This is a genomic window from Methanosarcina flavescens (assembly GCF_001304615.2).
GTDB lineage: Archaea > Halobacteriota > Methanosarcinia > Methanosarcinales > Methanosarcinaceae > Methanosarcina > Methanosarcina flavescens.
In genome coordinates, this window is the sequence record NZ_CP032683.1 from 3,160,931 (window position 1) to 3,182,846 (window position 21,916).

Sequence of the window (21,916 nt, forward strand, 5' to 3'; positions counted from 1 at the left end):
TCCATCTCCCCTCAAGATGTGTATGGATTACTCCGTGATTATTATAAATTTAGATAATATATATAACTGCAGGAGCATACTTCCCGGTACTCGGTTGATACTGTTTACAAATTAATCAGTTATTTTACAGTATTTTTTGGGGGCTATAAAAAACCGTGTCGTTTCAATTCAACTGCGTGATAAAACAAACTTTTCAAGAAAATGTTTGATTACAAGCCTTTTGAAAAAAAAGGCTTGAATGAAACCGTTGCGCCGGTATATCACGCCATCATGCCGGCTTTTGATCAAACTTTTTTCTAAAAAGTTTGCGGTCAAGCCTTTTCGTAAAAGGGTTGCAGTGCGACGGTTCTAATCAAACGACGCCACGTTTGTGGGTCAACAGTTGGATAGTAAACGATAAGGAAACCCTTGTTGTCGCAGTTAAAAAAGCCTAAGATTTGATGTATGCAAACCATCCGCTGATTTTGAGTTCTCGCCAGTGACAGGCTGCTCGGTAAACTGCAATACTGCTGAAGATTTCTCTATAACTATGATTTCTCAATTATTATATTAGTAATACAGGCTAAATAAATTCATATATTTTGGGGAAGATACATTCGTAAAAACTTTAAATATCTGGATTTTGCATGTTTACGAAATAATTCCAAAAGTCTTTTTATTTTTAACAATTCAATTAATAATTTCCAGAATTTTCTCATAGTCTGGAATTTTATAGATTCTATGGGGAGTAAGATTCGAAAACAAATCTTTGGTTTTAGGGCAAACTTATTTACAAAATGTATGAAGGGAGGCAAATAAAGTTGAAGAAAAATAATCAAAAAATGAATACAGAGATCAGCATGAAGAAGAATCTCAGTATAATAAGCGATCTAAATGTGAGAAAAAAGATAGTAATCTTCAGTGAACTTCTGGTTCTATTTTTTGTTATAGGGTCATCTATAGCGATGGCAGATACAGGATCTTCGGAAATAAACACAGCATCTGAGATTCAGAGTAATGCCCTAAACCAGACTGACAGTCTCCCAGAGCTTAAATATGCGCCGGAAAACCCCAAGTTTACCAAATACCTTAACAATAAAAATTACACTCAAAATGCACTTTCCCAAAATGAATATCAAACCGGTTTTGTACCCGCGCCTGTAGATCTCAGTCATCTAAGCGATGTTTCAGCAGGACATGTATCTGCTCCAGCTTACTATGATCTGCGAGCTCTGAACAGGGTAACAGATGTTAGAGATCAGGGTCATGAAGGAACTTGCTGGGCATTTGCAACCTATGCATCTCTGGAATCATGCTTACTGCCGGAAGAGAACCGGGATTTCTCAGAAAACAATATGAAAAACCTGCTTTCTTCTGTATATCCAGAAGGTTTTGACTTTACTCCGGATGAAGGCGGAAACCATCTCATGTCAACAGCCTATCTGGCTCGCTGGAACGGACCAGTGGATGAAACCGATGATCCTTATGATCCTTCTAATTATTCCTCGGTCTACTCACCCACTGGATTACATGTACAGAAGCACATACGAGATGTACTCATTATTCCAGACAGGAAAAGTCCAATGGACAATGATAACATAAAATCTGTAGTCCAGAACTACGGAGCGGTATACACCACAATGTACGTCAATCCTGCCTATTATTCCCCTGATCAACGTTACTATTACTGTAACAGTGTTATCTCATATCCTAATCATGCTGTGGCTATTGTTGGCTGGAATGACTCGTTTGATAAGAATCAGTTTTCCAACGTTCCGCCCGGAAATGGTGCATTTATTGTAAAAAATAGCTGGGGCAAGACCTGGGGGGAGGAGGGATATTTCTATGTATCCTACTACGACACAAAACTCGGATACGATGGAAACGTTGTGTTCACAGCTGGAAACACTGATGATTATGATTCCATATACCAGTATGACCCGCTCGGATGGGTCAACAGTGTTGGATATAGTAATCCTACTTGCTGGTGTGCAAACATCTTTACTGCAAAATCTTATGAAGTTCTCAAAGCCGTAGGTTTCTATACAACAGACTCAAACTGCAACTATGAAATATATATATACACTGATCCAGAGTTCAGCCCCATAAGTAGAACAGGCTATGTTCTTACCCAAAGCGGTACAATTCCATTTGCAGGCTACCACACGATTCCCCTGAATTCAGGAGTTAAGCTCAAAGCAGGTCAAAAGTTTTCGGTAGTTCTGAAGCTTACAACTCATGGATATAACTTCCCGATTGCCTTTGAATATCCAAAATCAGGCTACAGTAGTAAAGCAAAAGCAAACACAGGAGAGAGCTTTATAAGTCCTGATGGAATTAAATGGGAAGACTTAACAAAACATTATCCAAATGCAAATGTATGTATCAAGGCATTCACCTATCCAATTTCGTTTCCCGTTGCAAACTTCAGTAGCAATATAAGCGAAGGTTATGTTCCATTGAATGTACAGTTTAACGACAGTTCAAGAAATGTAACCAGATGGAACTGGGATTTTGGAGATGGAAATTATTCAACCGAGCAGAATCCAATGCATGTTTATTCCAGAACAGGAACTTATCCTGTCAACCTGACCGCAAGCAATGATAATGGTACAGATTCAAAACTTGCTACTATAGCTGTTCTTCAACAGCCTGCTTACGCATACATTGCAAACACGGGTAGCAACACTATCTCTGTAATTGACACCGCAAAAGACAATGTTATCACCACTGTAGAAGCAGGTGCTGGCCCTTATGGAGTTGGAGTAAGTCCGGATGGAAAAAAGGTATATGTAGCGCACAATGACAGCAACACTGTCTCTGTAATTGACACTGCAACAAACACTGTTACAGCCACGGTGCCTGTAGGAAGGAAGCCCTGGGGAATTGCGGTCACTCCGGATGGGAAAAAGGTGTATGTGGCGAATAATCTGGATAATACTACATCTGTAATTGATACTGCAACGAACACTGTCATAGCTACGGTCCCTGCAGGAATTTATCCTTCTGGAGTTGCAGTTACACCGGATGGAACAAAGGTATATTTTGCGAGTTCACTTCACTTTGAAAACTCAACAAGCAGTATTGTTTCTGTAATTGACACTGCCACAAATGGTGTTATAGCCTCGGTGCCCGTGGGAAATGCTTCTACAGGAATTTCAGTCACCCCCGATGGAACAAAGGTATACGTGTCGAACAGTCTGGATAATACTGTCTCTGTAATTGATACGGCTACAAACAATATAATAGCCACGGTGCCTGTAGGAGACAATCCTCAGGGAAATGCCGTGAGTCCAGAAGGAAGAATGGTATATGTGGCGAACTTCGACAGCAATACCATTTCTATAGTTGACGCAGTGACAGATACTCTTATAGCCTCTGTGCCTGTAGAAGTCAACCCTATTGGCGTTTCATTCAATCCTGATGAAAATGAGGCATATGTGACGAATAGTGGTAGCAACACTGTTTCTGTTATTGACACTGCCACAAACAGGGTTAAAACCACAATGAGTGTAGGAGAATCTCCTATTGCATTCGGGCAGTTTATAAAGCAGCCAGTACTTCCTTTTGCAAACTTCAAAAGCAATGTGAGCGAGGGTTATGCTCCGCTTTCTGTCCAGTTTACAGACCTCTCGAAAAACGCAATGGAGTGGAGCTGGGATTTTGGAGATGGAAACTATTCAACCGAGCAGAATCCAGTGCATATCTTTTCTGTACCACAAACCTATACTGTTAACCTGACAGTAAGCAATGAGAAAGGAACTGCCTCAAAGCTTGCTACAATAACTGTCACACAACAAAGCAGCTCAAGCGACGGTGGCGACGGAAGCACCGATGGAAGCAGTGGAAGCAGTGGAAGCAGTGGAAGCAGCCGCAAAAGTGGTGGCGGCGGTGGCAGCGGCGGCGGAGGCGGTTCTCCTGAGCCTGCAAAAAATGTTGAAGTAAAAGAACTTTCTCAGGCATCTATTATAAACGGGAGATCTGTAAAGTTTGATTTTGCAAGGAATGCCACCTGTGTCGTGTATGTGAGCTTTGACGCAAAGAAAACTTTTGGCAAGACCACAACTGTTGCTGAACAGCTAAAAGGCAAATCAGCTCTGGTCTCTGGACTGCCCGATGGTGAAGTTTACAAGTTCTTTAATGTCTGGGTCGGAAACGGAGGAGTTGCAACGGAAAAGAACATAGAAAGCCCTGTAGTATGCTTCAAGGTTGAGAAGTCCTGGCTTGAGGATAAGAAGATTGATCCGGTTTCGATCACTCTCAGCAGTTACATAGACAAAACATGGTCATATCTGCCAGCGGAATTATTATCCGAAGATAGTAAATACCTGTACTTCACGGCAGAAACTCCGGGGTTCTCATCCTTTGCAATAATAGGAAAAGCCATAGAGAAAGAATCCGGAGACGAAATTGAACTTGCAACTGATATTCAGGATCCTGGGCAGGAGAGTATAGCCCTCGGAAGTAAGGATAGAATGAAATCTGAAGATAGAATGAAATCTGAAACGGGAAAAATTACAAGCATACCTGGATTTAAAGCGGTTTGTGGAATTATCAGCTTGCTGGCTATATCTCTGTATCAAAGAAGATGTAATAAGTAAAACAGTAATTAAAATAGTAATGAGCGATTAAGTCTGTCATAAATGGGTGGTTAATCCACCTGATATTTTTTTAGAATCTGATATTTTTTAGGATATCTCGCTGTTGTGAAGCTTATAATTGATCGTTGAATAAACGGGCTATTGGTATTGTTTTCTTCAAATACATGCTATCACATAACCTGATAAGTGCAACATTAAAGAAAAATTTATTTAATTGCCACCACATATCTTAGTTCAGTTATATCCTCTTCTTTTCGTGTCATAAACTTAGATGTCCTTTACTGATAGTCGAGATCTGGATAATAATGTGAAAGATATAATCCGGACTGATGCCTGGTGAACTCCTTGGATAGAAAAATAAAATTTAAAGTAATGAGAACCTCCTGTATTTTTGCAGGTATATTATGCCTTGTTCTCGTCTGCCAGATAGCTGCAGCAGGCTCTTCTAATTGCCTGGACAACACAAAAAAGATAGCAGTATATCTTCCTTCAACTGATGTCGTGGCTCATGATCCAATATGTACTGCAGTGTTTTTTGAATACGACCTCGATTATCTTACAGACTCTACAATCACATCGAATCTCACTAAAAAGAACTACGAGCTGCTTCTTGTTCCTGATAAGCATATGTCAGACAAAGCTGCTACAGCTGTAAACAAGTACCTGAACAGTGGGGGTAAAGTCTGGTTTTTTGCCGATCCAAGATTGAAACCAGACGATTCGATGTCGGACTATAGGATCAATATATTAGGGAAGCCCAGTGAAATCTGGATTAGCCATAATAGTAATTTTACTGTAGACAATACCGACCCGATAACAAACGGTTTATCCAGATCATACAGATCCCTGAGCACAACCAATAAATCCACATACACGAGGTCGTTCAATCCTGACAGCGGCAATATATCGGGATTCAAATACAAAGTTCTGGCATCAGTATGCAAAGATGGGGATGTGCTCATCCGGTTCGAGAATACAAAAACGGGAGCTAAAGTCATCTATTCAAACGAAAACATGTTCATATCGGGCGGCTCGTGCAACTATTTCAATAAAGATACAGAAACCCGCCTGTTCCAGAACAGCAAAAACTGGATTCTCGGGCTTGACAAGAACACATATGGCATAAGCATCACCTATCCTAAAGGCGACAAACAGGTAACTGTGACAATAGATGATGTTATGGGGGCAGATAAAGAAATTCCAAAAACCCCAACTTTTTCGAGATGGAAAAGAGTAAGAAGCTTGCAAACGTGCAGGACATGAACACTTTCTTCATAGTTCCGGAATCACAAACATCAAAATCCGGGCTTGCCTATTTTTCTAATTACGGGGATACGCACACGATCCATCCACACAGGATTACGGATTGGGGAGCAGATTTTACAGTAGCTCAGTTCCAGAAAAATATTACAAAGGCTGAATCAATAATGAACAAGGCTGCCGGCGTGTCAAACTATGGCTTTTCATCAATCCGGTTTCCCAATACAGCCGCATCCATTCCGGCTTATCAGGCTGCATCGAATGCAGGGTTCATAATCGACAGCACCTACGGATACTACACCAGCATGACTGCCCTTGGAGATACGCAGTCAAATTACGTATTTTTCCCGAAGCAGAAGATTCTGTACGGAAAAGAGACAAACACCATCGAGATGGAAGTTCCGGCATATTTCGATATAAGTCCCCGTAATGCAAACGACTTTTATAAGAAAAATGCAGCCTGTATGAAGCATTTCAAAGAAATCAATTTCCCGGCGAACTTTATTATAGCAGGTCATATTCAGGGCATGATGACAAAACCAGACCTGTTTTCAAACATGTCGAAAACCCTGGATTATGTAAGTAAGAACTCAGGCTATACTGTATTTTCGACGCTTGACCAGATTGCAAAATATAACTCTTTGAAATCCGCAAAAATTCAGGCATATAACACTCCAAAAGGAGTTATTGTTGGCATTACCACCTCAAAACAAATTGATAACTTTACAATTAAGCTGACAAATATCAAAAAAGGTTTTAAGGCTCAGTATGACGGGACAGATAACTGTAATGTGATCCATGCAGATGGTGTTTATTATGTGTACCATACAGTTAGTCCGGGAACCCATCAAATAACTGTGACTGTTGTTTAACTGAGTATTTAAGGCTCAGTTCTTTTCTTTTAGAGAACGATACAGGCCAGGATTAAATTGTCAGACAGAAAACAAATCATGTTCTGAACATTGTTAAACCAGATATAACCTGAAATAGCAGAGATACAAATTATACCTTACCTAACAAGTAAGTATAATTCAGTATCAATCCTTTCCTTTAAATATGGAAAGAATAGCTGATCAAACATTTGTTTTACTATTTTAACAATTGCTTCAGCAGTTGCTAAATATTTTTCAATTTCTTCACTACTTATTGGTATCATTTTTCCCAAATTACACTCGATTCCACTTTGAGTGAGAAATTTTTTATCTACCAATCCATTATTGTGGACAATAGCATGTCTTTTATGCATAATAATTTTCAATTCTGAATAAATTTCCTCGTTGAATAGAGATTTCAAATCGACATTTAATTCTTCTTTAAATATCCTATCCATCTTTCCTATATTAAGGAACTCATTTTTTGATTCTTTGTAAAATTTAGATATTAATGAATGTTCGTTTTTTACGAATTTTAAATTCATGCCGATAGCAAAAATGTCTCTAAAGAATACTTCAAATCCCGTTGCAAGATTTACAACACATTGTTCTAACAATACTCTTTGAACTTTTTCCACTGTTGTATTTTCATTGATAGATAAATTGGTAACTGAAAGTTTGTGAAGAATACGGACTTTTTCCAGACTATAATGAATTTTATAAAAAGGATCGGATTCGTAGCAAATTCCACAATATTTAGGATTAACACCCATAGTAATAAGAGATTCCGTAATCATAGAAAGCATATAAAAATTGTTACAGTATGGACACATTCTAACAAAATGTGTACGATCTGGTTCTGATTGAATTTTTTTTTCAACTTTCATTTTCATATATGGACTAACTGTATTTAAATAGTGATCATCTATCTTTATCCAAAAGCTATCCATAAATTCACCAATTAGTTTAATATTTGACTATAATTAAAAATAATAGTTTTTTTATAAGTTAAACCAGATGTCCTAAAGCTCAAAAGGCTGTCTATTTAACTTTTCCATTTTTTTTCTCTGCTACACTAAGGATAGTAGTAGATAGAATTTATCGCTATGACTAAAATACCAATAAATAAGATAATCATTAGGATATCCAGAACCAATTATTGAAATGGTATCCGATAAGAGTTATCAAGACCTATAACTGACCACAATAATAATCTAAATACTAACTTTTAATTACCAATTAAATTTTTCAATATTTCTATTTTTGAGTACAATTGTAAGATATTAAGGAGCATATTGATAAGATTTATTTGTATCCGTTAGATTTTTCTCCAAATAATATTGTTACAATGTACTGTAATTGATCATATCTTCTGCATTCCATATGATGCAGAATAGCCGAATTTAGAAAAGTATAGTATGAAAAGATTAAAAAAATAAGAGGTTTTAAATTCACTCAACTACATGAGTTTTATCAATATTAAAAAAGAAATTATTACATGCCAAAATTATCTAATATTTGATCATATGACTGTTCAAGCATACAGATCCTGCCGTCTTTCCCTAATCCGAAGTCGAGAGCGATCGCAAATGGTCGATTAAAATCTTTCGCAGTGTCGCAAAGTGCTATCAAATGTTGTCGACTAACCCCAAAAACAGTACAATTCTCTACCCCATCGGCTTTTAATACTCTTTCAGCAGACTTTTTCGATATGAATAATGCTATCGCCCCATTAAGTGTCGTCTCCTCATGAGGATAATATCTCGACATATATAGTGCTACCTTTTTACTAGGTGAATAATATGTACCTTTATTTTTCCCATCTTCAGTTACTTCCATAATAGTCCAATATGGATCTCCATATGTATTTTCGTCTGGCAGAAGCCATTTCACATGGTTAAGAGTTAGTGGATATATATTTGGCAAATCTTCAGTAGTTATTAGCTCTATTCCATAGAATTTTGCTTCTAGTTTAGCTCCTTTTTGGTATCCATTCGCAGCGATCATAAAACCAGTCTTAATGTTGCAACCATCAAGTTTTGACTTAAAAGCGTCGAGCTTTTCTTTTTCTACATTTTTATTGTAATTTTTGCATTCAATTGCGACTTTGTGAGTTACTCCTGCTATTTCAACTTCAAAAAAAACATCGAACTCATGTAGGGCTCCAGATTTTGCTCTTTCTTTGTGGTTCTTTATTATTTTGAAATTTTTTAAATGCTCGTTTTGCAACAGAATTGAGTAAACGTTTTCAACATAATTCTCTAACTCCTTACCTGCTTCTTGCGACTTAGACATATTTCCTCCTTAGTAAATCTTGAAACTATATTCTTCCATAAGAAAGACACAAAAAAAATATTATTCCAAATCATATTCAGCTAAAATTTCATCGTATGAGTGTTTTACCGCAAAGAGACATCCATTTGAGTCAAGTGACAAAACGCTGCAGATTAGTAATTCGCATTTAAAAAACTGTGACAGGAGACAAATCCATTTCAATTGTTGTCGACTAACTCCAAAAACAGCACAATCCTTTGCCCCATCGGCTTCTAATGCTCTCTCAGCAGTCTTTTTTGATATGAATAAGAATATTGGCCTGTATCGCTCGTGGACGATAATTTCTAACACATTGAACTCGTCGCCATTGAGTGAATAATATGAACCTGTATTTTTCCCATCTTTAGTTACTCTCATAATAGTCCAAAATGGGTCACCATGTACACTTGAGTCTGGCACAGCACAGGCAGTGTGTAAAAACAATAGTCCTGGTATATTTGGTAACTGATCATCAGTTATCAGTTTTATATTATTAAGATCCGCAAATTTTTTTGCTCCTGCATTATAGCTTTTAGTAGCTAGAATAAAACCAGTAATATTATTGCATTCATTAAGTTTAGACTTAAAATCTCTGACCATTTCTTCTGTTATTCTTTTATTATAATATTTGCATTCTATTGCAGCTTTAATGGATACTCCCGCTATTTTAACCTCATAAAAAACATCAAATTTATGCTCAAACCCACCCTGTCCAATTTCGACGTGATTCTTTTCAATTTTGAAATTTTTTAAATTATCATTTTTTAACATACGTTCGAAAACGCTTACAATATAATCCTCTAGCTCTTGCTCATTCTCTTCCCACTTATACATTTGCTTAGACATATTTCCTCCTTAGTTCCGACATATTCACTTTTATTCGAAAAGCATTGATAATACAGGATTTATAAAAAAAGTCTTTTTCTGTATTTTCTGGGTATTTGATAAAGAGAAAGGAAATACATAACTATTCTGTTTTTATTTAAAACTTATATAGTATTGGGATTATAAATTTTTTCAACAGAAGTTTTGAAGTAAAAATGGGAATTAAGCTAGTGGAGATTTTATAAATGGCACTTCATCCGACTGATTATTTTAGGAAGGAAAGGGTTTTTGTTGATCGCGAGACCTGCATTGATAATTTTAAAAACTTCATTCAAAACCCTAATCAAGATTATAATGCTCTGTTTTACTATGGCATAGCAGGCATCGGTAAAAGCAAACTGCAGCGTGAGTTACAAAGTATACTGGATAATGAATACCCTGATATTCTTTGGGTATCCATGGATCTGGAAAATGAATATCACAGAAATGTGAGTACCTTTTTAGTAGCACTCAGGGATAAAATTCAGATAAAGCAACACAATATGAGGTTCTATAGATTTAACTTGGCTCACGCAATATTCTCGAAAAAAAGTCAGCCTGAAATCCCCTTAAAAAATGAGACGTATCCAATAATTAAAGAAGATGGATTTTTTTATGATATACTAAATGCTCTTAATGAAACTGTGTTTGGGTCTTTTCTATCAATACCTGTAAAACGGATACTTGATATTATAAACAATGCTCCAGAAAACACCCTAAAGTTTTTGAAAGAATTGCCTATAGATATTAAAAAGCTTGAATCTATGGAAGCCCACGAAATTGAAAAGATATTACCAGGTATTTTTGCTGCAGATTTTACAAGTAATTTAGGCACAAATTCAAGAGTTTGTATTTTTATTGATACTTATGAAGCTATTTGGAAAGACTGGCGGGGAGTAGGTAGTTTCAGTGAAAAGGATAAATGGATACGAAAGTGCCTAATCCCTAATATGCCAGGGGTTTCATGGGTAATATGTGGGAGAGAACAGATTAAATCACGGTGGGCAGAAGATGAAAAAGACTGGGAAATGTGCATGAAAGAGTATCCTATAGAGGATCTATCAGAAGGATATAGTGAGCGATTCTTAATAGAATGTGGTGTAAAAGAGAAAGACATTCGAGATGTGATAGTTAAAGCAAGTGAAGGAGTTCCATATTATCTTAATCTGTCTGTTGATACCTACGAGCAAGTCTGTCGGAGCAAAAAGCCAGAAGCTAAAGACTTTGCAGGTACAAAGAAAGAGGTTTTTGAAAAATTTGTTAAATATCTTGATAAAAATGAAATTAGGACTCTAAATGTACTCTCAGCACCGAATTCATGGGATCGGAATCTATTCGAATTATTGATAAAAAAATTCAATCCAACCTATTCAATTTATGAATTTTCAGACTTAATTAAATATTCTTTTGTCAAAGAGGTCACAGATGGGAGTTTTTCACTCCACCAGTTAATGCGGAAAAGTCTTCAAGAACATCAAGATCCGACATATAGAAAAGAAGTCCATCTATTTTTGCATAATTACTATAGTAACAAAATCAAAGACATTGATATTAAATCAATCACACCAGAGCATGAGATGGCGTTAATCGAAGCTTATTATCATGCAAAAGAAGCATTAAAATTCGCAGAATTAGGTGTATGGGTTATCAAAAATATTGAACTATTTGACAAAGCAGGATATTGGAAAACAATTTATTCTATTTATGAAGATTTTGTAGAAATATTAAAAGAAAAGGTAGGATCTGAAAATATTTATCTTGGGATTTTCATGAGGAGACTAGCTTTCCTAAATGAAGATAGAGGTCGATATAAAGAAGCAATCTCTTATTACCAACAAGTTCTAAAGATATTTGAAAAAAATATAGGTAAAAAAATATTAGAGAATAACGATGTTACAGTTGACGACCATTCAATTGCAATGGTATCTAACGATTTAGCAAACTGTTTTCTGAGTATTGGGGAATATGAAAAAGCACTTACACTGCAACAAAAAGTCCTGAAAATTGTCAAAAATATTGTTAATGAGGATCCTCTTTATATTGCACTTGTACAACAAAACATGGCGAATACTTATCAATACTTAGGCCAGTATAAAAGAGCAATGGAGCTATGTCAAGAAGCTTTAAATGTTCGAGAAGCTCGTTTAGGGGAAGAAGACCTCGAAGTTGCGATTACGCTAGAAAATCTGGCAGCAATTCATCAGCATTTAGGTAACTATGAAAAAGCTTTTTCCCTAGCTCAAAGAGCACTTAATATAAGAGAAAAAAAGCTTGGTCCTAAACATCCCCACGTTGCAAAAAATCTGTCTAGTTTGGGAGTACTGTGTACTATAATGGGCAACCTTGAAGAAGCCTTGAAATACAATCATAGGGCTGTTGAAATTGCAGAAGAAAGATTAGAGGAAGATCATATAGGTATTGCACAAACCCTATCCAACTTAGGAGCTACTTACCAATATATGCTCAGGTACGATAATGCATTAGAGACATATCTACGAGCTTTACAAATAACTGAACATAGTTTGGGATCAGATAATCCAATGCTTGTAAATATACTAAATAATATAGCAGAAACATATCGCAAAATGGAAAATTACGAAAAAGCACTAGAATTTTACCAAAGAGCCTTAAATATAGCTAATAATCGTCTTGGAAAGGAACATCCCGATACTGCATTAATTCTTAGCAACATTGGAAGGCTCTATATTGACAAAAGAGAATTTAAAAAAGCACATTCAATTTGCCAACAGGCACTTGATATTCGGGGTAAAACACTGGGAACTGATCACGTTGATTATGCAATAACACTACAGGATCTAGGATGTATTTATGGATATGTTGGAAGGGGAGACTATGCTTTACCCTTATTTGAACGCTCGTTGCAGATATTCGAAAATAAACTAGGTACTGACCACATACGTACTAAGGAAGCTAAACGGTTGGTGGATACTCTAAAGGAATTAAAAGTACAGGTAATAAAAGAATTAATAGAATCTGGAACTATGGTTTTAGATAATGGTAAATGGGTTGTCAAAAAGCAGGATAACTAATATTTACAATTCTCTTTTTGCTTCTTTTTTAATCCGAGTACATAACCTTGCAGGAATATGTTTTTCAGTTTTCTTTAAAGAACCTCCATTCTGGAATATTTTTTTGGAAATCAGTATTTTTCCGATAACTATAACAATCTTTCGGCCATATCAACAAGATTTATCAATAGCTGCTCTCTGAGCCTTCAAAGAGAAAAACATACTCCGAACATAATTCTCCAGCCCATACTTCCATTCCTTGCATTCGGGTCTGCCCCTGTTAATAAACATAGCCTGATGGGCACAGCCTCCCATGCAGATGGGCAGTATTTTGCATTTCACGCATTCCGAATATTCGAAAGGTTCCCAGGCAAGCCACTGGATTTCGCGGTTTCCTTTCTCCTCGTCCTGTAGTATCAGGTCGCCAATTTTTCCGATGCTTGCAGCTTTGTTGCCTATTTCGGTCCAGCACTTGTACATGTCCCCATCTGGGTCAAGGACAAAAGCGTTCGTCCGGTTGGCGTCGCAGGCGCGGGCAAAGCTCGGATAAAAGGACTCTCTGCCGGCGTCAAATCCCATGAGGTTCAGGTTTTTATAAAATTGCTGGTTTATTGCCGAAAATTCTTCGGTCAACATGCAGGAACTCTCATACGATTTGCATCCTGCCGTATAGGGTATAACCTGGCCCAGGTAGATGAACACGTCACTCAGGTCGTTTTCTTTAACACATCCAGGAGTCTGCTGATCTTATCAATGTTGGAGCGGTCGATATTTACGCGAATATATGTCTCGATACCGTTTGCCTTCAGAAGCTTGATTCCTTCAAGAATCCGGTTGAATGTCGTGCCGTTGCTTCCTTTAAGCATTCGGCGGCTGTCATGCACCTCGCGGGGTCCGTCAAGGGTAACGTGGATAAACTTAATTCTGTTCTTCTTGAGATTCGGCACGATGTCAGGGTCTCTGGAAATCAGGTAGCCGTTAGTAACCATGCCGGCTGAATACTCAACGTTATTTTCTTCCGCAATGGCAATCATTTTCTGCGATAAATCAAAAACAATTTCTCTTGCGAGGAGAGGCTCGCCGCCGTACCAGGTTACAAATATATTTTTTCCAGTCTTTACTATTTTTTCAATATAGCTGAGTAAATCCTGTTTTACATCGTCTGGCATGAAAGCATTTTGCTCACTCTTCCCGCTCTGGCTTTTTTCGGATTGTTCGAAGCAGTAGGAGCAGGCAAAGTTGCAGGCTAAAGTGGGAGCGATAACCAGCCTGGCTATCAGGCTGTCATATTTATCGCTGTTATAGTTAAATTTGACCGTTCTCAGTTCGTCGGCAGTATCGTCAACGACAAATCCTCCCTTTTGTAGCTCGTCAACGAATTGCTTTTCGTTTTCCGGCAGGAGAGCATAATCAAACTGAGGAACGTTCAATAAGCCTATACGGCTCTTTCTCACTTCAGCCAGTGCCGTAGTAAGACTATTAAAAATTATTGCTTTTTCCGGGTCATCGGTTGACCAGACAAAATTATAAGCTGACGGTTTCATCTCTGTAACTTATTTTTAATTTGTGCTTGATTCTTAATTTGTACCTGATCTCTGATTTGTACCTGGTCCCTGATTTGTACCCGATCACCGATATTGCTATTACACTCGCAGAATCCGCAACCTCCTACACCGTCGCATCCGACACACCCACCACTGGCTGCTTCCAGTTTTTGGGGCAATACCAAGTGGACAATATCAGCAGATTCCTCAACAACTTTAATTTTCGCAGCCGGATTCGTCTCTGCTTTAGAAATGACCTGCTGCTTGAGCTCTTCACGAGACCGTGTGTCTGTCGATTTGATTTCTTTTTTAGTTTTACTCATTATTTTGACCCCTGTCAATTATTAGAAAATGTTTCTATTTTTCGGACTTTTTCGGACTTCAAAAACATTCTAACTTATGTTAATAATTAATACTGATTGATAGTATAAACATTTAACTACAGATGAAATTCTTGTTTATAATATTTTAAAAATAATATATATGTTAAACTTAAAAGACCTATATTCAGAAGTAAGCGCATTTATCCTTCGCAATCTTCTGGTTTTCCAGTTAATATTAATATTTGACTATTGAAATTGCTAAAAACTTTCCACGGAAATTTTACTTCTAGAAATTATATACATTAAGCTTTAAGGTTAATCGAGCTTTAACTTAAACAGAACACAAAAATACATTACAGCAATCTTATTTTCTGGTTCTCATTTTTATTCCCCAGATAATTGCTCCAATTCCCCCGATAACAAAGAAGACTCCGAATACCCATGGCAGAACAATGACTCCAGCCAGAGAATTGGTTAACAGGAGTAAACCCAGGACTATGGTAAGCACACCAAGAATTCCCGTACCCCACCCTCCCCCTTTAAGTGCCGAAGTAATTATCACAGCACCGTTGACAAGAGCTAAAATCCCGATGAAGACCATGAGTAATCTAAGAACAATGTAGGGACTGATGATAGGATACATCAGTATTACAACTCCCACAATAATGCTCAAGATACCTGAAAGCAACTTCCATTTCCCATTCTTTGTAAAAATCAATGCCTTTATAACAGAAAAAATTCCTTCTACTAGCCAGAAAATGGCTAGAATTTGTACTAACAGAATAGTGGTTGCTATAGGCTCGTATAAGAGGAAAATACCTATAATAGTAGCAATAATTCCTTCCAGAAGAACCGACCACCAGAGTTCCTGAGGTACTTTTGGTTCCTGCGGCACTTTTAACTCTATTCTGGAATCGGTATCAACTGGTTGTTCCATATATCCCATCTCCCTTTTCCGAACTTTGCAAAAAGTCGTTTGTCTTCCTTCGTTTAATCCACATTTACTCCATATTATGTACCGGCAAAAATGAGTTTAAATTTATCATATAATATTATTCAGAGAATATAATATTATGAGAAATATAAATGAGGAGTAAGCAATAAATGAAGGATAGATGTGAATTAAAAAGTTATACGTGCAGGTATGATCACTGAATTAAAAACCTTATAAGAGTCCTGCTTCAAATCCCATAAATTCATTCTTATCTTCTTGCCGGACAAAGCATATCGTCGGTAAACCAGAAGCATCTCTTACATCCTGTAGATATTTCGGGCATCATATTCTTGGGCGAAGCGCAACGGAGTGAAAGGGACTGCGGGCTCTCAAAATGAAAGCATAACTTCGTCGATTAAATGCAATCAATCTAAAGATTTATATACTCCGAATACTGTATAAAAATGTGCAGTCTGCCAAGGTGGCGGAGGGGTCACGCAATCGCCAGCAGAGCGATTCAGTCCTGGTTCAAATCCGGACCTTGGCTTCTTCTATTCTTTAAGGATTATCTCTTTTTTAAAATAAATTTTTATTTCTCCACCTTTTTAATATTGTTAACTTTTCTATCCTTTTACTTCATTTAACGAATTAAAAAGCAACTTCTTTTGCCATGAATTAGCCTCTTGAGAAAACGAAGTGAACGAAAAGGGTGGCATCTTCCCAAAGCGGAATTGGGGTGGAAAAACATTTATCATGCCTTGAGATATATAAAAAATAGTCATGAATAACAGCTAATCTAATAAAAAAAGGGCAGCTGATCTATTGGCAAAAGACAAACGCATAAGGTTTCCACCAGGCTCGTATCAGGCTATATATGATGGTGTCAACTATAGAATAGATCCTGAAAACGATATCGTGGAAATGAGCCAGAGGCTAAACCCCAGGTACAGCCCTGAAAGCAGGGAAGAAGCTATCAATCTTGCAAATAAGCTTGGACCAGAAAAGATTAAAAAAAGAGCCAGGCTATTCTCAATACTTCTTCTTTTCTCAATATTATTATTCCTGTTTTTTATGATTTTCCCTATATATTTCCCTGTACAATCCGAAGGTCTTCTATCAGCCGGAAGATTTCTAACAATTGTCTCAGAAGTAATTTTTCTTTATATGTTTGGTTATTACAGAGCCATGGCAAGTTATTTTACGGATTCTTACTGCGAAAAATGCGGAAAACATTTCGTTTTTGAGGAGTTTCAGGCTCCGCTTGTAAAAGAGGAAAGCAAAATAGATACCTACACAAAAACCTTAACACAATACTGGCATTGTAGAAACTGCGGGTATGAGGATATAAAAATCGAACCTCAACCAGTAAATCATCATCACGAAAAAAAACAAAGTAATTTAAAAGAAGATACCTGCGAGGAATGCGGGAAAGAACATGCAATAGAAGAATACAGGGATATGGACGTACTAAATCGTGCTCTTAGAAAGAAAATCAGGTATTTTAAATGCCGAAACTGCGGCTACCATGAAATTAGACTAAATAAAAGGCTCAGAATAGTTTAACAAAACCGTTGTACAGCGATCGTTGCGCCGGTCGATCACGCTGGATAGGGTTTGGGGATAAGATCGTTAAATCCAAAAGTTAAGCCGAAACCGTTGCGCCGGTTTATCACGCCGTTGCTCGGGGTTTTCGCTCAAGCCTTTTTTGAAAAGGCTTGTGATCAAACTTTTTTCTAAAAAGTTTGCAATCCAAGCTATTTTTTAAAAAGGTTTGCGGTCCAGGCTATTTTTCAAAAAATTGAAGACGGAGCCTCTTAAAAGAGGCTCACTTTTCTAGCTGCCTGGTTTCAGGCCTGTTTCAGAAGCACTTTCATATCTTCTTCAACGGTTGTATTGGGTCTGAGATTGAAGTTTTCAACCAGCACTTTAATCACGTTAGGTGAGAGGAAAGCCGGAAGTGTCGGGCCGAGGGTAATATTTTTTACGCCAAGGCTCAGGAGGGCGAGCAGAACAAGCACGGCTTTTTGTTCGTACCAGGCTATATTATACGAGACCGGCAGGTCGTTTATGTTCTCAAGCCCGAAAGCCTCTGCAAGTTTCTGGGCAATTACCACAAGTGAGTAAGAGTCGTTGCACTGTCCGGCATCGATAACCCTCGGAATTCCTCCGATGTCACCGAGATCGAGTTTATTATATCGGTATTTGGCGCAGCCTGCAGTAAGAATTACGGTATCTTCAGGCAGGGCTTTTGCAAAATCGGTATAGTAAGCTCTTTCTTTATGTCTGCCGTCGCAACCTGCCATAACCACGAATCTGCTTATCTTCCCGGTTTTTACGGCGTCTATAATCTTATCCGCGACCGACAGAGCTGCCTCGTGTGCAAAACCTGCGGTTATAGTTCCGCTTTCGATCGGCTCAGGTGGCTTGCTCGTTTTTGCCTGCTCGATTAGAGGGGAAAAATCTTTAGTACCGTCTTCTTTTTCGTATATGTGGGTAAGCCCTTCAAATCCAACGACACCTGTAGTATAAATCCGATTTTTGTACGACTCTCTTGGCGGGATTATACAGTTTGTAGTCATAAGAATTGGACCGTTAAACTTCTCGAACTCCTCATACTGTTTCCACCATGAATTCCCGTAATTGCCTACGAAGTTATCGTATTTTTTGAAGGCAGGGTAGGCATTTGCAGGCAGCATTTCCCCGTGCGTATAAACATCAATTCCTGTGCCTTTTGTCTGCTCAAGCAACTGTTCCAGATCCCGGAGGTCATGTCCGCTAATGAGAATTCCGGGTCTGTCCCTGACTCCAATATTAACCGCTGTCGGCTCCGGGTTTCCATAGGTTTCTGTGTTTGCTTTATCGAGCAGGGCAAGCACGGATACGCCTTTTTTTCCGCATTCCAGAACCATTCCGAGCAGGGTTTCCATATCCAGGCTGTCGTCCGTAGTCGAGACAAGCCCTTTTTCTATGAACTCATAGATTCCTTCATCCTTATATCCCAGAACATACGCATGGTGAGCATAAGCAGCCAGACCTTTCAGTCCAAAGGTCAGAATCTCCCGGAGAGACCTGATATCCTCGTCCTGCGTGGAGTGAACTGCGATATCAAGGCTTCCTATATTCTCCGGAGTAACCGTAGCCACCGCAGGCAGGGATTTTTCAGCAGCTAGAACTTCAGCTGGCAGTTTTCCTTTGATCTCGTCTCTGAGCTTAAACGCTTTGTTTATAAGAGACTCAAATTCCTGTTTATCAAAATTGGTGTTCGTAAGGGTTGCAAAGTAGCTGTCAAGCACAAATCTGTCGGTTGCTTCTTCATTAACGCCTGCAGCTCTTGCTTTAAGGTTATAGAAAGAGATACTTTTGAGTATATAGAGCAGCCTGTCCTGGAGATCTGCAACTTCTCCTTTTTTACCGCATACCCCATTTTTTGTACAGCCCTTTACATTAAGTGCTTCCTGACACTGGTTACAGAACATTTCTTCACCTCAACCTGTTTGCAATGAAATTCCTGTTTTCTTTATTTAAAAATTATTGGGAATTCTTAAGTTTTTAAAATACTTAATATAGCATCATTTCATGCTGGTATATTTATTATCATAATTTAGTATACAAAATGATATAAACTAATATATACGAAACAGTTTCCAAGTAGGTACCTGTTATTTCTGTAATCTCTACAAGGCTTGTTTTTACTGCATCTTTCTTATCTGGAATTTCGAATTTTATACCACCTTACACCATCTCTATTTAATGCCAGTGCTTACTGACTGTAATTTCAGAACAAGTGCCTATATGTCAACCTATTGTAAACGGAAATCTTTATCTTTGAGTAAACGTTATTCTCCGACACCAGTTTGCATATATTTAATGGTTAACAATAAGATCATTTACCTGCGCTAAAAAACAGCAGGTAGTAACTATATCGATTTCAATAATAATTCAATATTGAGTTCAGCAGCTAATTTTCAGGGCTAAGCTTTACACAGTGAGGGTTCTTTTCATGAGCAGTAAAACCGAATTTCCAAAGATAATGTGCACCCAGCACCCTGACTCGGCATCGAAATATATCGCAACACAGGAAGAACCTGAAGAAGCTATAGAAGCTGCAATGATCTTCGGTTGTGATGAATACATGCCGGATTACGAGGGAAAGGCTACACCTTACCATCAGAATGTCCAGATTGTATCAAAACTTATAGAGGAAACTGGCCTTGTGCCCGGAAAGGACTTTTTCATCACGCCGAGGGCTCCAAGTGCAGTTCAAGAAAACCGGTTCAGGCAACTCATGGTTATGATGTCGATTGCAGAGGCTAATTACAATGCACATGAGTATCCGGACGTCCAGGCAATCAATGAGTTCGTGCATCCCATGACAGACAGTGTCAGGGAAATTCTTGAAGCCCAGCAACATATGATAGATGTAAGTGAACTTGCAAAAAAGGAATTCGGGTTCTCAATGGAAGTACCGCGCATAATTCCTCTTATCGAAGACGCTCCTTCACTGCTACATGCAACAGAACTTGTCGAAAACGCGATACATACCTGGAAAGAACGTTTTGGGGCAGCGCCGGACAGGTTCAGGGTATTTCTGGGCAAATCTGATTCTGCCCTATCTTTCGGGCATGTTGCAAGCACATTATCCTGCAAATACGCAATAAACGGACTCTCCGAGCTAAATTCTGAAATCGACACCCAAATCGGGATTATCTTCGGAGCAGGGACTCTGCCTTTCAGGGGACACCTTGACCTGAAAAACGCAGAAAATTTCTTCAGGGAGTGCCAGGGAATAGAAACCATTACTCTCCAGTCCGCCCTAAGGTACAGCCATAAAAAAGGCGACGCAGAAGCCCTGGTAAATCTTGCAAAGGCAAAACTGCCGGAGATGCCTGAACTCTTTTCAGCCGAGGAAAAAGAAGAAATCGTAAATCTCATAGGGATATTCGGGACAGGATACAGCCGGATTCTCAGGCAGCTAGCTCCCATGATAAACCGGATAGCTGATCTTCTCCCCCAGCATCGAGACCGTCTTATGCATAAAGGAACAGGCGGCTATTCAAGAAATGCTCCTAACATTTCGGGTGTTGTCAAACTCTGTCGTACCGATATAGGAAAAGAGCTTGAAGCCAGCATGCCTGCCGAAAACCTCCATCTTCCCAGGGCGATCAAGTTCACAGGTGCACTTTATTCCATAGGCCTGCCACCGGAATTCATAGGCACAGGACGAGCTCTTCAAGAAGCTCGGAAAAAACTCGGAGAAGCCGCCTGTGAAAATTTACTTACAAAGTATTTTCCTTCACTTGCAGGTGACCTGAATTTTGCATCCGGATACCTTGACCTCAATGTAGCTTCGCGCTTTCTGTCCGAAGCATGCCTGAAAGAAATCCGCAAAGATATTGAGATAATGCGTGAGGTCTTTGACCTTGAAACCAGACCCGAACCCTCATACCGCATCCTGCTGGAAATGATGCAGCCCGACCTTCTCCAGGCAAGAAGTGCAGAGGAGTGCATGGATGAGGAAGTTTCCCAGCTTGTGTGCTCGACCCTGACCAAAATGGGGAAAATCAGGAAGGCTCTCGGTTAAGGAAAAATCTCCTTAACCCCCTAGAACCTTTTTGGAATTAAACATATAACATATGCCTCCGCCAGCTTGTCTGGCGGCACCTCTCAAAAAGAAGAGAAAATTTGAAGGAAGAATGGAAAGAATCAAAAGTAGAAAAAAGAACTTTAAAAAAGCAATGTTAGAATTTTATAATCCGAATTAAAATCCAGTTCACATCTTCTTTTATCGCATATCAATCCCATTAAAATCGCACATGAGATTTTCGCGGATAGAACTCCCGTCATTCTCAGAACTGCACAGGTAATTCAAATCTTCCAGGTTCGGGTGCTTTTGCTTTTTCTTCTGTGCACTGAGAATTTTCTCAAGCAAAAGATCTGCGACTTTTCGTCGTGCATTCTTCAGCACACCAATCAGGACGAAAATATTCTCATCGGCTTCGATCTCAATAAAGGCAGCTTCAAAAGGAGTAACCCCAAGACTTTCTTTTACGGCTGCGTCAAGGTCTTTGAGATTAAAATTCTTTGCACCCTGGTGGGCATTGAATTTCCCTACTCCTAGGTAGACAGCGTCAGCTCTTCCTCGAATTGTGGCAAACAGGGCTTCTTTATTTCCCACAGGAGCCAGGATTTCAGGAGGA

15 protein-coding genes and 1 tRNA gene are annotated in these 21,916 nt (G+C 38.6%); 7 read left to right on the top strand and 9 right to left on the bottom strand.

The genetic code is table 11. The features are described from left to right. Positions 1–800: 800 nt before the first annotated feature. The 3 genes from AOB57_RS14725 (at position 801) to AOB57_RS13820 (ending at position 6,712) form a co-directional block, all read left to right on the top strand. Positions 801–4,580 (top strand): PGF-pre-PGF domain-containing protein, encoded by a 3,780-nt coding sequence (locus AOB57_RS14725; RefSeq protein ID WP_226999534.1) that lies wholly within the window; start codon positions 801–803, stop codon positions 4,578–4,580. Between the two features lie 345 nt (positions 4,581–4,925). Next, positions 4,926–5,843, top strand: a complete 918-nt coding sequence (locus AOB57_RS13815) for a hypothetical protein (protein WP_054298195.1) — start codon at positions 4,926–4,928, stop codon at positions 5,841–5,843. Then, positions 5,804–6,712 (top strand): hypothetical protein, encoded by a 909-nt coding sequence (locus AOB57_RS13820; RefSeq protein WP_054298196.1) that lies wholly within the window; start codon positions 5,804–5,806, stop codon positions 6,710–6,712. The genes AOB57_RS13815 and AOB57_RS13820 overlap by 40 nt, the downstream gene beginning before the upstream one ends. 137 nt (positions 6,713–6,849) lie before the next feature. Here the strand turns inward: AOB57_RS13820 and AOB57_RS13825 are convergent, their stop codons facing one another. The 3 genes from AOB57_RS13825 to AOB57_RS13835 form a co-directional block, all read right to left on the bottom strand. Beyond that, complete coding sequence (locus AOB57_RS13825; protein WP_167829641.1) at positions 6,850–7,605, bottom strand: HEPN domain-containing protein; 756 nt, start codon at positions 7,603–7,605, stop codon at positions 6,850–6,852. Positions 7,606–8,206: 601 nt separating this feature from the next. Then, a complete protein-coding gene (locus AOB57_RS13830; protein ID WP_054298198.1) occupies positions 8,207–9,007 on the bottom strand; it encodes a restriction endonuclease in 801 nt (266 codons plus the stop codon). Positions 9,008–9,067: 60 nt separating this feature from the next. Beyond that, positions 9,068–9,871 (bottom strand): restriction endonuclease, encoded by an 804-nt coding sequence (locus AOB57_RS13835; RefSeq protein ID WP_054298199.1) that lies wholly within the window; start codon positions 9,869–9,871, stop codon positions 9,068–9,070. A 224-nt stretch (positions 9,872–10,095) separates the two neighbouring features. Between AOB57_RS13835 and AOB57_RS13840 the strand changes: the two genes are divergently transcribed. Beyond that, positions 10,096–12,939 (top strand): tetratricopeptide repeat protein, encoded by a 2,844-nt coding sequence (locus AOB57_RS13840; RefSeq protein WP_054298200.1) that lies wholly within the window; start codon positions 10,096–10,098, stop codon positions 12,937–12,939. Positions 12,940–13,089: 150 nt separating this feature from the next. Here the strand turns inward: AOB57_RS13840 and AOB57_RS14730 are convergent, their stop codons facing one another. The 4 genes from AOB57_RS14730 to AOB57_RS13855 all read right to left on the bottom strand — a co-directional run bounded on the left by AOB57_RS14730 (position 13,090) and on the right by AOB57_RS13855 (position 15,722). Next, positions 13,090–13,620: an SPASM domain-containing protein gene (locus AOB57_RS14730; RefSeq protein WP_226999535.1), complete on the bottom strand. Its 531-nt coding sequence runs from the start codon at positions 13,618–13,620 to the stop codon at positions 13,090–13,092. Between the two features lie 5 nt (positions 13,621–13,625). Beyond that, the gene (locus AOB57_RS14735; protein ID WP_226999536.1) at positions 13,626–14,462 is read right to left on the bottom strand and encodes a radical SAM protein; all 837 of its coding nucleotides are present in this window, start codon (positions 14,460–14,462) and stop codon (positions 13,626–13,628) included. Then, complete coding sequence (locus AOB57_RS13850) at positions 14,459–14,785, bottom strand: hypothetical protein (RefSeq protein ID WP_054298201.1); 327 nt, start codon at positions 14,783–14,785, stop codon at positions 14,459–14,461. Before AOB57_RS13850 ends, AOB57_RS14735 begins: the two co-directional genes overlap by 4 nt. Before the next feature lie 364 nt (positions 14,786–15,149). Continuing rightward, positions 15,150–15,722 (bottom strand): HdeD family acid-resistance protein, encoded by a 573-nt coding sequence (locus tag AOB57_RS13855; protein ID WP_054298202.1) that lies wholly within the window; start codon positions 15,720–15,722, stop codon positions 15,150–15,152. A gap of 472 nt (positions 15,723–16,194) precedes the next feature. Here AOB57_RS13855 and AOB57_RS13860 point away from each other — a divergent pair. Both AOB57_RS13860 and AOB57_RS13865 read left to right on the top strand, forming a co-directional pair. Further along, positions 16,195–16,266 (top strand) — tRNA-Cys (locus tag AOB57_RS13860). A 275-nt stretch (positions 16,267–16,541) separates the two neighbouring features. Continuing rightward, positions 16,542–17,282 (top strand): hypothetical protein, encoded by a 741-nt coding sequence (locus AOB57_RS13865; protein WP_054298203.1) that lies wholly within the window; start codon positions 16,542–16,544, stop codon positions 17,280–17,282. A gap of 284 nt (positions 17,283–17,566) precedes the next feature. On the opposite strand, the gene hcp is transcribed toward AOB57_RS13865, so the two are convergent. Beyond that, positions 17,567–19,195, bottom strand: coding sequence for a hydroxylamine reductase (gene hcp, locus AOB57_RS13870; RefSeq protein ID WP_054298204.1), 1,629 nt, complete (start codon positions 19,193–19,195; stop codon positions 17,567–17,569). 524 nt (positions 19,196–19,719) lie between these two features. On the opposite strand from hcp, the gene ppcA reads away from it, so the two are divergent. Then, positions 19,720–21,300, top strand: coding sequence for a phosphoenolpyruvate carboxylase (ppcA, locus tag AOB57_RS13875; protein ID WP_054298205.1), 1,581 nt, complete (start codon positions 19,720–19,722; stop codon positions 21,298–21,300). A gap of 201 nt (positions 21,301–21,501) precedes the next feature. Here ppcA and AOB57_RS13880 read toward each other — a convergent pair whose 3' ends face one another. Next, positions 21,502–21,894: a DUF3656 domain-containing protein gene (locus tag AOB57_RS13880; protein WP_054298206.1), complete on the bottom strand. Its 393-nt coding sequence runs from the start codon at positions 21,892–21,894 to the stop codon at positions 21,502–21,504. Positions 21,895–21,916 lie beyond the last annotated feature (22 nt).